At 75.8% G+C, this 12,992-nt stretch carries 11 protein-coding genes, 2 tRNA genes and 1 riboswitch; of the genes, 8 read left to right on the top strand and 5 right to left on the bottom strand.

The window, feature by feature from the left end; all coding sequences use genetic code 11:
• Positions 1-264: 264 nt before the first annotated feature.
• A complete protein-coding gene (locus ACFUMH_RS15885) occupies positions 265-1,062 on the top strand; it encodes an alpha/beta fold hydrolase (RefSeq protein WP_378207667.1) in 798 nt (265 codons plus the stop codon).
• The gene (locus tag ACFUMH_RS15880; protein ID WP_378207663.1) at positions 1,059-2,651 is read left to right on the top strand and encodes a SpoIIE family protein phosphatase; all 1,593 of its coding nucleotides are present in this window, start codon (positions 1,059-1,061) and stop codon (positions 2,649-2,651) included. The genes ACFUMH_RS15885 and ACFUMH_RS15880 overlap by 4 nt, the downstream gene beginning before the upstream one ends.
• 73 nt (positions 2,652-2,724) lie before the next feature.
• On the opposite strand, the gene ACFUMH_RS15875 is transcribed toward ACFUMH_RS15880, so the two are convergent.
• From ACFUMH_RS15875 to ACFUMH_RS15855, 5 genes are all read right to left on the bottom strand, one after another.
• Positions 2,725-6,105: an ATP-binding protein gene (locus ACFUMH_RS15875; protein WP_378207659.1), complete on the bottom strand. Its 3,381-nt coding sequence runs from the start codon at positions 6,103-6,105 to the stop codon at positions 2,725-2,727.
• Positions 6,102-6,827 carry a DUF4194 domain-containing protein gene (locus ACFUMH_RS15870; RefSeq protein ID WP_378207656.1) on the bottom strand — a complete coding sequence of 242 codons (726 nt, stop codon included), beginning with the start codon at positions 6,825-6,827 and terminating at the stop codon, positions 6,102-6,104. Before ACFUMH_RS15870 ends, ACFUMH_RS15875 begins: the two co-directional genes overlap by 4 nt.
• Positions 6,824-8,350, bottom strand: coding sequence for a DUF3375 family protein (locus ACFUMH_RS15865; protein WP_378207651.1), 1,527 nt, complete (start codon positions 8,348-8,350; stop codon positions 6,824-6,826). Before ACFUMH_RS15865 ends, ACFUMH_RS15870 begins: the two co-directional genes overlap by 4 nt.
• A gap of 129 nt (positions 8,351-8,479) precedes the next feature.
• A tRNA-Asn gene (locus ACFUMH_RS15860) sits at positions 8,480-8,552 on the bottom strand.
• A gap of 87 nt (positions 8,553-8,639) precedes the next feature.
• Positions 8,640-9,200, bottom strand: coding sequence for a hypothetical protein (locus ACFUMH_RS15855; RefSeq protein WP_378207648.1), 561 nt, complete (start codon positions 9,198-9,200; stop codon positions 8,640-8,642).
• A gap of 144 nt (positions 9,201-9,344) precedes the next feature.
• Between ACFUMH_RS15855 and ACFUMH_RS15850 the strand changes: the two genes are divergently transcribed.
• The 6 genes from ACFUMH_RS15850 (at position 9,345) to ACFUMH_RS15825 (ending at position 12,909) form a co-directional block, all read left to right on the top strand.
• Positions 9,345-9,418, top strand: a tRNA-Ile gene (locus tag ACFUMH_RS15850).
• Positions 9,419-9,455: 37 nt separating this feature from the next.
• A complete protein-coding gene (locus tag ACFUMH_RS15845) occupies positions 9,456-10,238 on the top strand; it encodes a type II CAAX prenyl endopeptidase Rce1 family protein (RefSeq protein WP_378207645.1) in 783 nt (260 codons plus the stop codon).
• Positions 10,239-10,407: 169 nt separating this feature from the next.
• Positions 10,408-11,184, top strand: a complete 777-nt coding sequence (locus tag ACFUMH_RS15840; RefSeq protein ID WP_378207642.1) for a DUF1206 domain-containing protein — start codon at positions 10,408-10,410, stop codon at positions 11,182-11,184.
• An 81-nt stretch (positions 11,185-11,265) separates the two neighbouring features.
• Positions 11,266-11,340, top strand: a riboswitch (cyclic di-GMP riboswitch).
• A gap of 17 nt (positions 11,341-11,357) precedes the next feature.
• Positions 11,358-11,582 carry a BldC family transcriptional regulator gene (locus ACFUMH_RS15835; RefSeq protein WP_378207639.1) on the top strand — a complete coding sequence of 75 codons (225 nt, stop codon included), beginning with the start codon at positions 11,358-11,360 and terminating at the stop codon, positions 11,580-11,582.
• Between the two features lie 200 nt (positions 11,583-11,782).
• The gene (def, locus tag ACFUMH_RS15830) at positions 11,783-12,271 is read left to right on the top strand and encodes a peptide deformylase (protein ID WP_378207636.1); all 489 of its coding nucleotides are present in this window, start codon (positions 11,783-11,785) and stop codon (positions 12,269-12,271) included.
• Between the two features lie 137 nt (positions 12,272-12,408).
• Entirely contained in the window at positions 12,409-12,909 is a 501-nt protein-coding gene (locus ACFUMH_RS15825) for a DUF3145 domain-containing protein (RefSeq protein WP_378207633.1), read from the top strand.
• Positions 12,910-12,992 lie beyond the last annotated feature (83 nt).

The raw sequence follows: 12,992 nt of genomic DNA, 5'->3' as shown, positions 1-12,992 counted from the left end.
TGCACTCGCCAGGGTGTGGGAGAGTAGGACGCCGCCGGACAACCATTCCACGAAGGCCCACCCGACAACGGGTGGGCCTTCGTGCGTTCACGCGCGATTCGTGTGGTGCGCGCCATCGCTGCGACGTCGCCGTTCCTCGCGGCCGGTGCCGCCGGTTCCGGTACGCCGCCACGGCCCCGCCGCCGGCCCGCGCGGGCCGTCGTCGGCATCGGGTCCCTCGGTCGTGGGTTCTGCGCACCGGTCGGATGGCCCTAGGGTCGAGAGATGCATGTGCTGGAGCGACACGACGTCCACGTCTCAGGGAACCCCGCCGGACCGACGCTCGTGCTTGCGCACGGCTTCGGCTGCGACCAGAGCATGTGGCGGTACGTCGTCCCGGCCTTCGAGGACACGCACCGGGTGGTCGTGTTCGACCACGTGGGTGCCGGCGGGTCCGACCTCGGTGCGTACGACCCGCAGCGCTACGGGCGGCTCGAGGGCTACGCCGCGGACGTCGTGGCACTCGTGGAATCCGTCGGCGCCGGTCCCGTGACGTTCGTCGGGCACTCCGTGAGCGCGATGATCGGTGCGCTGGCCGCCGCCGAGCGCCCGGAGCTGTTCGCGCGGCTCGTGCTGGTGTGCCCGAGCCCGCGGTACGTCGACGACGACGGGTACCGCGGGGGGTTCTCCGCCGCCGAGATCGACGAGCTCCTCACCACGATGGACGACAACTACCTCGGGTGGGCCGAGTTCGTCGCCCCGGTCATCGTCGGCCGTCCGGACCGTCCCGAGCTCGGCGTCGAGCTCGCGAACTCGTTCTGCCGCACCGACCCGGCCATCGGGCGGCACTTCGCGCGGACGACGTTCCTCTCGGACAACCGTGACGACCTGGCGCGGGTGCGGACGCCGGCGCTCGTGGTGCAGTCGCGCGTGGACGCGATCGCCCCGCCCGAGGTCGGACGATGGGTGCACGAGCACCTCGCCGGCAGCGAGCTCACGGTGCTCGACACCGTCGGTCACTGCCCGAACCTCAGCGCCCCCGACCTGCTCGTCACCGCGATGCGGGAGTACCTCGAGCGGTGAGCACCGGCACCGAGCCGCGGACGACGGCGTGGTCGTGCGCGCCGGTGGCGCTGCTGCGGCTCGGCGTCGACGGCACCGTCCTCGACGCGAACGCCACGCTGCTCGCCTGGGTGGGCCTGTCGGCCGACGAGGTGGTCGGACGTCGACGTCTGTCCGAGCTGCTGTCCGTCGGCGGGCGCATCTACTGGGAGACCCACGTCGCGCCGCTGCTGGCGATGCAGCGACGTGTCGAGGAGGTGGCACTCGAGCTCGTCGGACCGGACGGGCGGACGCCGGTGCTGATGGCCGCGAGGGTCCGGGAGGTGGCCGCCGACGCCCCGCCGGAGGTCGACGTCGCCCTGTCGCCCGCCCGCGAGCGGGCTCGGTACGAGCGCGAGCTCGTCGCGGCGCGCCGCGCGGCGGAGACGGCGGCGCAGCACGTCCGGCTGCTGCAGGCGGTCACCGCGGAGCTGTCGTCGGCGTACGGGGTGGACGGCGTGGCGGAGGTCCTGCTCGCCACGGGCGCCGAACGCCTCGGCGCGGCCGACGTCGTCGTGTGGACCGCCGACGAGCGGGGGCGGCTCGTGCGGTTCCGTGGGCAGGCGGCTGTCGGCCGCGGCGCCGGCGACCCCGCGGGGCGGGGCGCCGGTGACGGCGCGGACGACCCCGACGCGGCGCCGCCCCCGGACGACCTGCTCCGGCGACCGGTGCACGTGGCCGACGACGGGACGGTGACCGTGCCCCTGCAGGGGCGCACGCGCCGGCACGGCGCCTGGGTGCTGCGGCCGCGGGCGCAGGCGGGTGACGAGCCGTGGGACCCGGAGGTGCTCGCCGCGACCGGGCGGCAGGCCGGGGCGGCGCTCGACCGTGCCCTGCTGTTCGACCAGCGGACCACCGCGGCGCACGTCCTGCAGCAGGCGTTGCTCACCACGCCCGACGTGCGGGACCCGCGCGCGGCGGTCGCGACGGTGTACCGCCCGGGCGTCGACGCGTTCGAGGTCGGCGGTGACTGGTACGACGTCCTGACGTCCGACGGCGGCACGCTGGGCGTCGTGGTGGGGGACGTCGTGGGGCGGGGGCTCGAGGCGGCCACCGCGATGGCGCAGCTGCGCAGCGCCGTGCGTACCGCCGCCGAACCGGGGGAGAGCCCGGCGGGCGTCGTCGGCCGGCTGGACCGGTTCGCGGCGCGCACGGCGGTCGGCCTCTCGGCGACGGTGGCGTACGCCGAGCTCGACCTCGCGACGGGTGTCGCGCGGTACGCGGTGGCCGGCCACCTGCCGCCGCTGCACCTGCCCGCGGTCGGCCGCGGGGCGTACCTCTGGGGCGGTCGCGCGCTGCCGCTGGGCGTCGGCGACGGCGGCCCGCTGCCGGAGGGCTCCGTGACGCTCGCACCGGGCGACCGGCTGCTACTCTTCACCGACGGCCTCGTCGAGCGGCGCGACCGGTCGCTCCCTGACGGGCTCGAGGACCTCGCGGCACGGGCGCGCGGGCTCACGGCGGACGGCGCGTCGCTCGACCGGCTCGTCGACGTCGTCACGGGCGGGGGCGGCGGGGACCGTGACGACGTCTGCGCGCTGCTGCTCACGTGGGCGGGCTCGCTCGCGGCGTGACGGACGGGTCCTGCCGCACGGGCGGCCCGCCATCCCGTGCGCTCAGGTCGTCGTGCGCGAGGCCGCGTCGCGCTCAGGTGGCCGCGGGCTCGCGGTGCGTCGGGCCGAACGCGATGGGCAGTCCTCGTGCGTGCGCGCGCCCCGCGGCGGGGTCGTGCTCGACGAGGTACGCCGACCCGAACTCCCGCTCCATCGACTGGTACTTGTCGATGGGCGCCGCGATGACCAGCTGGAACCCGAACGACTGCAGCGCGCGGATGGCGCGGCGCGTCACGTCCGGGTCCGACTTCACGAAGCCCTCGTCGACCATCACCGACCCGAAGACAGGCACCTGCTCGATCCCGCCGAGCTGGTAGCGCAGCGCCGCGCCGAGCGTCGCGGCGATGAGCTCCTGGCCCTCGCCGCCGGACGTCGCGCCCACGCCCTCGTACACGCGGGCCTGCGCCTCGCCGTGCCGGTGCTCCTCCGCGGAGATGCGCACGTGGCGCTTGACGTCCAGCACGTCGCGCTGCCACTCGCGGTCGACGGGGTCGGTGCTGTCGAGCCGGTCCATGAGCCGGGCGATGCGCGCGAACCGCGCCTCCAGCTCCGCGTCGTCGAGGTCGCCGCCGGCGCGGTCCTCGAGGATCGCGTCGATCTCCGCCTGGAACCGGCGGGAGGCGGGCGGCTCGACGTCCGTCGTGGCGATCTGCAGGTACCCGTCGTGGCCGAACGGCACGGTCCGCAGGACGTCGTTGATCGGGTCGATGCGGTCGTCGATGACGAGCCGCTCGTCCCGCAGCTGCTGCAGGAGGGCCGTCAGGCCCATGGTGTTGATGCTGTGCATGAGCCGGCGCCACTGGTCCAGCGCCGCGGGGAGGTCGTCGCGGCGCAGGTCCTCCAGGCGGGCCAGGTACGCCGGCACGTCGTGCAGGTCGCGCGTGAAGGTGCCCGTCTCGTCGGGCCACGTGCGCAGGAAGTCGGCGAGCGTCGTGGCGATCGCCGACCGCGCCTGCTCGCCCGCCGACTCGGCGGTGGTGAGCCGCTGGCCGACCGCCTGATCGACGGCCTTGCGCAGCCGTCCCACCGTCTCGAGCGTCGGTTCCGGGTCGCACTCGCGCGCCACCTCGGCCAGCACGGCGCGCTGCTCGTCGGTCGGCTCGGGCAGCGCGTCGAGCCGCGCGCCGACGCGGTCCTCGTCGTCGAGGCGGCGTGCCCACGCCTTCTCGGCGGCGGCCGCGGCCTCGCGGGCGGTGCGGGCGCGGTGGTTGGCGGCATCACGCTCCTCCGTGCGCGCCGTGATGCGGGCGTCGAGGGCGGCGAGGTCCCCGCCGGTCACGACGTCCTCACGGCGGCGGCGGGCGTCGTCGAGGGCGGCCTCGGCGCTCTCGACGTCGACCTCGTCCCACCGCAGCGCCGCGAGCTGCTGCCACGCGCGGGCGACCGCCCGGCGGTGCTCCCGGGCCGCGTCGGCGTCGTCGCGCGCGCGGACGAGCGCCGGACGCCGCTCCTCGAGAGCGGCGATCGCGTCGGCGACGTCGCGGCGCGCGTGCGCGTTGTCGAACCCGATGACGCGGTGGCGGCGCACGTCGGGCCGGTCGTCCTTCTCGTGCAGGCCGTCGCGGTGCTTGACCTGGCCCTGCACGGTCACGGCCTCCCGCAGGACGCCGAGCTGTGCGACGTCCTCCACGCAGCGGTGCGCGTACCGGCGCGCGAGCTGCGCGCGCAGCCAGGGCGCGAACGGGCCGTCTGCGACGACGACCTTGCTCGCCATCGTGCCGGCCTCCGGCGCGGCGGCGGGCACCTGCACGGTGGTGTCGACGGGCGTCCAGCGCACGCGCGTGCGCAGGTCGTGCCCGTCGACGAAGGCCGCCACCCGGGACGCGGAGGCGGCGTCGACGAGCATCCGCACGCCGAAGCCGCCGAGGAGCCGCTCGGCGGCCGTGCGCCAGGTCTCCTCCTCGGGGGCGACGTCGAGCAGCTCGCCGACGAACGGCAGGTCGGACTCCGGCAGGCCCGTGCCCTCGGCGACGAGCCGGCGCACGCGCAGGTCGACGTCCGGGATGTTGGAGCGCCGCTGCTCGAGCGAGCCGAGCTGGGCGCGCAGCTCGGCGAGCTCGGCGTCGAGCGCGCTGACGGCGGCGCTGCGCTGCCACAGCGCGTCACGCGACGCCGTCGCGTCCCCGCCGGCGTCGGCGCCGTCGTCCGCCGGACGGCGACGCTGCAGCGCGGCCAGGCCGCGCGCGCTGCCGGGGACGGGGGCGTCGACGAGCCCGCACCACCGCTCGAGGTCGGCGTACCGGCGTGCGACGCGCTCGTGCGTCGCCGCGAGGTCGCGCAGCTCGGCGTCGACGCGGTCGAGGTCGCCGCCGCCCTGCGCCCAGCGCTGCTGCTCGAGCCGGCGCACGTCGTCGGCGGCCTCCTGGTGCTCCGCGGCCGCGGCGGCGTGCAGCTCGCCCTGCCGGACATGCTCGGCGCGCTCGTGCTCCGCGCGCTCGGCGAGCAGGTCCTTGTGCACCCCGAGGACGTACGCCTCGACCGCGCTCGCCCCGTCGGCGTCGCCGAGCAGCGAGCGGAGCTTGTCGCGCGAGCCGCCCGCCGACCGGTACGTCTCCCACAGCCCCGGCAGCGGGGTGAGCAGGGCGATCTGGTCGCGTGCGCGCGTCATCTGCTCGTAGCCGTTGCGCAGGCTGACGAACTGCTCGACGGCGGCGTCCCGGCGGGCGGCGACCTTGGAGTCGTCGAGGACGAACCGCTTGAACGTGTCGTCGATGTTGTGCACGCCCTTGCTCGACTGCGCCTTGTGCAGCAGCCGGATCGCCTTCGCGCTGTCGCCGTCCTGCCCCCGGATGCCCACGAGCGCGGACAGGCGCGCCACGTAGCGCCCGTACTCCGTGCCGAACGTCGTCACCGCCGGGAGCGCCCGGCGGATCGCGTCCTGGCGCAGCCGGTGCTCGACGGCCGGCTCGAGGTCGCGCACGTCCAGGTCCTGCTCGGCCAGCATGAGCGCGTGCGTGATGTCCGGGTCGGACGTGGCGTCGGCCGTCATGTGCATCGCGCGGCACGCCGTCACCGTGCGGCCGGCCAGGTTCGCCCACGTCAGCGCCACGGCGCTCCACGTCGCGCGCTCGCGCAGGTAGATGGCCCGACTGCCGCCGCGGCCGCCGTCGCGCCGCGAGCCCGTCTTGCCGCGGACGTAGGAGTAGAACGTGCGCTCCCGGCTGCCGACGGCCTCGTCGTGGGCCGCCGCGTTGAAGGTCACGGAGCGGTCCATGAGCACGCAGATCATGGCGTCGAGCAGCGTGGACTTGCCGGCGCCGGACGGGCCGGTGACGAGGGTGCCGTCGCGGTGCACGTCGACGACGTGGTACCCGTGGAACGGCCCCCAGTTGACGAGCTGGATGCGCGTCAGCCGGAACTGCGCGATCGCCGGGTCGAAGCCGTCCATGGTCTGCACGACCGCCTGCGCCGTCATCGTCCGCCGTCCTGCTCGTCGTCGGCCCGCTCGCGGTGCTGCTCGCCGCCGTGCTGCTCGCCGTCGTCCCGTGCGCCGGTGCCGGCGTCGGTCGCGCCGTCGTCCGCGAGCGACGTCAGGGCCGCCGTCATCGCGTCGACCTTCTCCGCCGTCAGCATCGAGTGCACGATCCCCGAGATCCGGTAGCGCCCGTCGCTCACGGGGGCGAGCACGCCCTTCTCCTTGACGTTCTCGATGGCGTTCTCGCAGCGCCGCCGGAACTGCGCGGGGTTCTGGTCGTCGACGTCCTTCCACGCCTCGAGGTGGTCGAGGAGCTCGCGGTGCTCGACCACGACGTCCCGGCCCTCGACGGCACCGCGGTCGTACTCCTGCCGCAGGTGCAGCAGCAGGACGGTCGCCGCGAGGGTGAGGGGCTTGTCGCGGCGCAGCAGCACCGGCACGTCGTCCTCGAGCTCGAGCTGCTGCGTGAACGCGACCTGCCGCCGCCGGTCGACGACCAGCTCGAGGTAGAGGTCGTGCAGGCGCGAGCGCAGCACGTCCTCGTGGCGCAGCACCCGGTTCCACAGCGACGGGTGGCGCACGCCGTCGACGAAGCGCGAGCTGAGGACGCGCACGAGGGTGCCGCGGACCTCCGCCGGCAGCGACCCGGCGTCGCCGTCGAAGAGCGGCTCGGGGCGTGCGGCGGCGCGCGTGGTGCGTGCGTCGTCGTCCGTGGTGCTCATGCGAGTGACTCCTCGGTCTCGGGCTCCGCGGCGGGTCCGGGCTCTGCGACGAGGTCGGCGGCCGGCGCGGGCAGGACGGCCCACGGCACGGTGCACACCACGCGCGAGCCGTCGGTGCGCACGGCCTCGAGGCGGTCGCCGGTGTCGTCGAGGAAGGTGGCGCCGGCCGCGACGGCGACGTGCAGCAGGCCGACCACGTTGCGTGGCCGACGCTGCTCGGGCGGGAGGGCGGCCCAGACCTCGCCGAGCGTCGGGCGCCCCGACCCGGCGGTGGCCGTGGCGGTGGTGACGGCGCGGCGGATCTCGTCCAGGTCGGGGCCGCCCAGCTCGCGGATCTGCGCGGGCGTGAGGCCGCCGTCGTCCCAGACCACCTCGTCGAGCACCGGCGGGCGCTCGCGCAGGCCCGGGTCGGCGAGCTGCACCTGCGCGATCGACTGGATCTCCGGCAGTCCGGCACCCAGCTGCAGCTCGACCTGCACCCGCCGCGCGCCCTGCCCGAACAGCGCGTGCGCCGCCGCCTGCGCACGCGCCAGCCGCGCCCGCAGGTCCCGGTCGCCCTCGGAGCGGTGCTGCACGAAGCGCTCGAGCGACTGCGTGAGACGGCGGTAGGTGTCCTGCACGTCCTCGGCCGCGTCCACGAGCGTGCGGGGGAGGGTGCGCAGCGCGCGCCGCTGCTCCGGGGTGAGCTCTGCGGCGAACTCCTGGGAGAGGAGGGCGTCGATGTCGCGGCGCAGCGCCGCCTGCGCGCGGTGGCTGCCCCACAGGCGCATGAGGCCGCGGAACGCGCGCCCCTCGGCGCTGGCCTCGAGCAGGTCGTGGTCGGCGAAGAACGCCTGCAGCGCGCGTCCGCGCCCCGCCGGCTCGTCCTCGGCCTCGCCGACGAAGCGCCGGTGCATCGTGTACACGCTGTCCGCGACGCGCTTGAAGTCGGCCGGCAGGTGCCGCGCCAGGTCCATGACGCCGTGCAGCTGCTCGTGCAGGCGCGCCGGCGGGGTCGGCGGCACGTCGCCCGCCAGCAGCGCCTCCCGCTGGGCCTGCAGCGCCGCGATCTGCTCGTCGATCCGGTCGACCCGCCGCTGCGGGTCCGGGTCGGCGTCGTCGGAGAGCCGCGCGACCGCGTCGAGGATCTGCTGCAGCCGCGACTCCGAGACGGTCGAGCGGCGGTCGACCAGGCGGTCCGCGAACGCCAGGACGTCGAGCGCGGCGGCCGTCAGCGTGTACTGCTCCACGCCGTCGACGAGCGCGCGGTTGACCCACTGCCGGGCCACCCAGTCGTTGCAGTAGTCGCGGGCGGTGCGCGTCGACTCCTGGAGGTCGGGGGAGCCCGCCGCGCGCAGCTGCGCCAGCTCGACGTCGACGACCTCGTGGAAGTGCGCCACCTCGACCGGGCCGGCCGCCAGGTGCTCGGCGAAGATGCTGAGCACCCACTCGACGCTGTGCGCGCGCAGGAGGGCCATCTCGGGCCGGGCCTTCGCCTGCTCGAACCGTGCGAGCCGGCCGGCGGCCCCGGGTGCGTGCGTCACGGTCGTCGCTGCCCGTCCTTCCTCGCGTCGCGCACCCGCAGGCGCGCACGGACCGACCGGGCACGACGATCGGCGCCGGACATGGCGAGGGCCTCTGCCTGTGGTGCAGGTCAGAGGCCCCGACGCTTGCTCCCTCGACTGGACTCGAACCAGTAACCGTCCGATTAACAGTCGGATGCTCTGCCAATTGAGCTACGAGGGATCGTGCGGGAAGAGACTCTAGCAGGCGTCGGAGGTCGCGCGGACCACGGCGGCCGGTGCGCGGGACGTGACGTGCGCCGCGCGTCGCTCAGTCCGGCAGACCGACCTCGGCGCGCACCCGCGCCTCCGCCTCCGCGACCACCCGGGCCGCGGCCGGGTCGCGCAGGTCGACCCGTCCGTCGCCGATCGTCTGCGTGAAGAACGCCCCCTCCTCGTCGCGCCGCAGCGCCACCCGCACCCGGCCGCCGCCGGGCAGCGTCACGTGCTCGACGTGCACGACCGACTGCTGCACGCGCTCGCGGAACGTCTGCGCCAGGTCGCGTGCCGCCGGGTCGTCGGCGAGGGGCAGGTCGGTCGTCGCGCCGCTCGCCCAGTGCACCGTCAGCGTGCGCGACTCGGCGTCGAGGGTGCCGCGGTCGACGTCGGACCACGGCGTGCGCGCCACGTCCGCGTCCGGGTCCGCGTCGACGAGGTGCAGCGCCCGCCGGGTGACCACGGCCCACCGGCCGGTGCCGTCGGCGTCCTGCGCGACCTCGCCGCCGCGTGCCGCGTCCAGCGGCGCGGCCGCGAGGACGGTGTCGCCGTGCGCGAGGTCGAGGCGACGGCGGACGGCGTCGGGCAGGCGGCGACGACGGGAGAACAGGGCCACGCGCCCACCGTACCCAGGCGGTGCGCCGCCGGCTGGGACCGTCGACCCGGGTGCAGCCCCGTCGTCCGGTCCGTCGTCCGGTCCGTCGTCCTGCCCGTCGCCCTGCCGGCCGACCGGCGCCGCGTCGCTAGGCTGCTGCCGCACGGGCCAGTAGCTCAGTCGGTCAGAGCAGCGGACTCATAATCCGTCGGTCGTGGGTTCAAGCCCCACCTGGCCCACCCTGCGGGCGCCGTCCGGCGCGGTCAGACTCGCCCCATGACCGCCACCCCGCCGCGCGGACCCGCACCGTTGCCGTGGGCGCTGCTCGCCGCCGTCGTGGGCGGGTGGCTCGCGGTGTCCTGGCTGGTCGGCGTGTACATGGGCGTGATCCGGACGACGCCCGGCCTGCCCGACGTGCGCACGGTCCGCGCCGACCTCGTCGCACCGCACCTGGCCGGCGTCGTGGCCGCGGTGGTCGCCACCGCGCTGTGGGGCCGTTGGCGGGACGTCTGGCGCGAGCCCCGGGACGTGCACCCGCTGTGGTGGCTCGTGCCCGCGGTGGTGCTCGCCGGCGCGGCCGCCACGACGGACGTCGACGCACTGCGCGTCGCGCCCCCGGGCCTCGTCACCGTGCTCGCCGTCGGCTGCCTGCTGGCCGCGCTGGACACCGAGCTCGTGCTGCGCGGCATCGCGCTGGTCGCGCTCCGCGACCGGTGGCCGGAGCCGGCGGCCGCGCTCGGCACCGTGCTGCTCTCGGGCGCGGTCGAGGTGCTCACCGGTCCGGGGTCGCCGGCGACCCGGGCCGTGGTGGGAGTCGCCACCGGCGTGGTGCTCCACGTCGCGCGCCGCGTCGGCGGCGGGCTCGCCGTCCCGGTCGTCCTGCACGCCGCGGTCGACGTGGCGCTGTGGTCGCACGCCGTCGGCGACCAGGCGGGGGCGCTGCCGGGCACCCGCGTGCAGGTCGCCGGGCTGGCCGTCGTGGCCGTCGTGGCCGTGGTCCTCGCGCGGTGGGGAGGCATGCCGCGCCCGCCGGCCGGTCTGCGCCGCCGCCGCTCCTGACGCAGGGCCGTCGCGCCGTGCCCGGCTCGGTCGTCGCTGCGCGAGTCGTCGGCCCGTCGTCGGGCCGTCGCGGGCACGCTCCGGTCGCCGGCCGGCGTCCGCGCTGCCACGATGCCCGCGGGTGCCGGCGTGCCGCCGGGGTCGGGGGAGCCCGCCACGAGGAGGTGTCATGACCACGGTCGCCGCGAGCTCGTCACGAGGGGTCTGGGAGGCCGGCGCGCGCGCCGGCTACGCGGTCAGCGGCGTGCTGCACGTGCTCATCGGCGTGCTGGCCGCCCAGCTCGCCACCGGCGGGGGCGGGGAGGAGGCCGACCAGTCCGGCGCCTTCGCGCAAGTGGCGTCGACGCCGTTCGGGGCCGTCGCGCTGTGGGTCGCCGTCGTCGCGCTCGCCGCGCTGGGCGCGTGGCAGGGTGCGGCCGCGCTGAGCGGCGCCGTGGGGGAGGCCTCCGACCGTGCGAAGGCCGCCGGCAAGGCGGTCGTGTACCTCGCGCTCGCCGCGACCGCCCTCACGTTCGCGCGCGGCAGCGGGTCCGGCGGGCAGACGTCGGACGCCACGGCCAGCCTCATGCAGGCGCCCGGCGGCCGCCTGCTCGTGGGCGCCGTGGGGGTCGGGGTGGTGGTGGTCGGCGGGTACCACGTCGTGAAGGGCGTCACGAAGCGCTTCCTGCGGGACCTGCACCGGCTGCCCGCGGGGACCGCCGGCCGCGTGGCCCGGGCCGCGGGCGTCGCCGGCTACGTCGCGAAGGGCGTCGCGCTCGCGGTGGTCGGCGTGCTGTTCGTGCTCGCCGCGGTCCAGGCCGACCCGGCCGAGGCGAGCGGTCTCGACGGTGCCCTGCGGGCGCTGCGCGACGCGCCGGCGGGCCCGCTGCTGCTCGGTCTGGTCGCGCTCGGGCTCGTCCTCTTCGGCCTCTACAGCCTCGTCCGGGCCCGCTTCGGCCGACTGTGACTTTTCACCCGCACCGGACACGTGTCCGACGCCCGGTGGTTCTTGCACGGATGTCCAGATTGGGGCATGCTCTTCCACGTCAGCGAAAAACGGCAAACCCGCCGCAAGGCGGGGACGCAAAGCCACGGGGCCCACGGGGCCAGCCGAGCTACCGAACGACGAAGGAGCCTCCCATGGCCATCCAGACGCACGCCACCGACGCCCCCCTCACGCAGGGCAGCCTGCTCACGCCGGGCGAGGTCGCGGTCCTCTTCCGCGTCGACCCGAAGACGGTGACGCGCTGGGCGCAGGCCGGCAAGCTCTCCGCCGTCCGCACCCTCGGCGGTCACCGCCGCTTCCACGAGGCGGAGGTCCGGCAGCTCCTGACGGGCGTCCCGCAGCAGCGCGCCGGCGAGTGAGCCGGGGCCGCCACGACGGCGGCTGCCCACGACACCGACGACGCCGGTGGTGACCTGGTCACCACCGGCGTCGTCGCGTCCGGGGCCGGCCCGCGGCCGGTGGCCGGCGCACCGCGGGGCCGGGGGCGACGTGGTCGGCGGCACGTCCGCCACCGTCGCGGACGGCACGGACGGCCTCACCGACGTGAAAGGATCGGACCATGGCCCTGCGTGAGATCCGGACCGTCGGTGACCCCGTCCTGCGCACCCCGTGCGACCCGATCACGACCGTCGACGACCGTGTGCGGTCCCTCGTCGACGACCTGCTCGAGACCGTCGACATGGAGGGCCGTGCCGGCCTCGCCGCGAACCAGATCGGCGTCTCGCTGCGCGCGTTCTCGTGGAACATCGACGACGAGATCGGCTACGTGCTGAACCCGACGATCGTCGAGCTGTCCGAGGACGAGTACCAGGACGGGGACGAGGGGTGCCTCTCGGTGCCCGGCTTGTGGTTCCCGACGCACCGCGCCTGGTACGCGCGGGTCGTGGGCACCGACCTCGACGGCAAGGAGGTCGTCGTGGAGGGCACGGAGCTGATGGCCCGGTGCCTGCAGCACGAGGTCGACCACCTCGACGGCATGCTGTACCTCGACCGTCTCGAGCGGTCGGTGCGCAAGAAGGCGATGCGCGCGATCCGCGAACAGCTCTGACGGCTGGACCGCAGCCCCTGCGTGGGGCATCCTGTGCACAGCACGCCGCGTGCGTCATGAGTTCTGGTCACGAGTCCTGCAGGAGCAGGGGCGAGGTCGTTGGGGAAGGCGACCCTCGAGCCCTACTGGAGGACCACATGGCTGGTGCCATCACCCGCGGTGTCCTTTTCGTGCACTCCGCACCGCGCGCGCTCTGCCCCCACGTCGAGTGGGCGGTCGGCAACGCGCTCGGTGGGCGTGTCAGCTTCGACTGGACCCCGCAGCCCGCGGGACCGCAGTTCTACCGTGCCGAGCACTCGTGGCAGGGCGCGCCGGGCACCGGCGCGCGCCTGGCGTCCGCGCTGCGCGGGTGGGCGCACCTGCGCTACGAGGTGACGGAGGAGCCGAGCCACGGCGTGGACGGTTCTCGGTGGAGCCACACGCCCGAGCTCGGCATCTTCCACGCCGCCACGGACGTGCACGGCAACATCGTCGTGCCCGAGGACCGGGTCCGCGCCGCGCTGGAGCACGCCGCCGACCCGGCGCGCCTGCGTGCGGAGCTCGACCTCGCGCTCGGGCAGGCCTGGGACGACGAGCTCGAGCCGTTCCGCTACGCGGGCGCCGGCGCGCCCGTCCGCTGGCTGCACCGCGTCGGCTGACGCCCGCGGCGCCGACGCTCACGGCGACGGCCCGTCCCGCCGGCGACCACGCACAGCGACCCCGGACCCGTACGGGTCCGGGG

The sequence above is a fragment of the Cellulomonas sp. NPDC057328 genome (assembly GCF_042667215.1).
GTDB lineage: Bacteria > Actinomycetota > Actinomycetes > Actinomycetales > Cellulomonadaceae > Cellulomonas.
Note: the sequence above shows the minus strand (reverse complement) of the source record. Positions and strands in the feature narration are given on the sequence as shown.

What these genes read in the sequence shown, in the direction of transcription:
- ACFUMH_RS15885 (WP_378207667.1), top strand. Translation starts at nt 265, where the DNA reads ATGCATGTGCTGGAGCGACACGACGTCCACGTCTCAGGGAACCCCGCC.
- def (WP_378207636.1), top strand. Translation starts at nt 11,783, where the DNA reads ATGGCCCTGCGTGAGATCCGGACCGTCGGTGACCCCGTCCTGCGCACC.
- ACFUMH_RS15835 (WP_378207639.1), top strand. Translation starts at nt 11,358, where the DNA reads ATGGCCATCCAGACGCACGCCACCGACGCCCCCCTCACGCAGGGCAGC.
- ACFUMH_RS15875 (WP_378207659.1), bottom strand. Translation starts at nt 6,105, where the DNA reads ATGACGGCGCAGGCGGTCGTGCAGACCATGGACGGCTTCGACCCGGCG.
- ACFUMH_RS15870 (WP_378207656.1), bottom strand. Translation starts at nt 6,827, where the DNA reads ATGAGCACCACGGACGACGACGCACGCACCACGCGCGCCGCCGCACGC.
- ACFUMH_RS15840 (WP_378207642.1), top strand. Translation starts at nt 10,408, where the DNA reads ATGACCACGGTCGCCGCGAGCTCGTCACGAGGGGTCTGGGAGGCCGGC.
- ACFUMH_RS15845 (WP_378207645.1), top strand. Translation starts at nt 9,456, where the DNA reads ATGACCGCCACCCCGCCGCGCGGACCCGCACCGTTGCCGTGGGCGCTG.
- ACFUMH_RS15825 (WP_378207633.1), top strand. Translation starts at nt 12,409, where the DNA reads ATGGCTGGTGCCATCACCCGCGGTGTCCTTTTCGTGCACTCCGCACCG.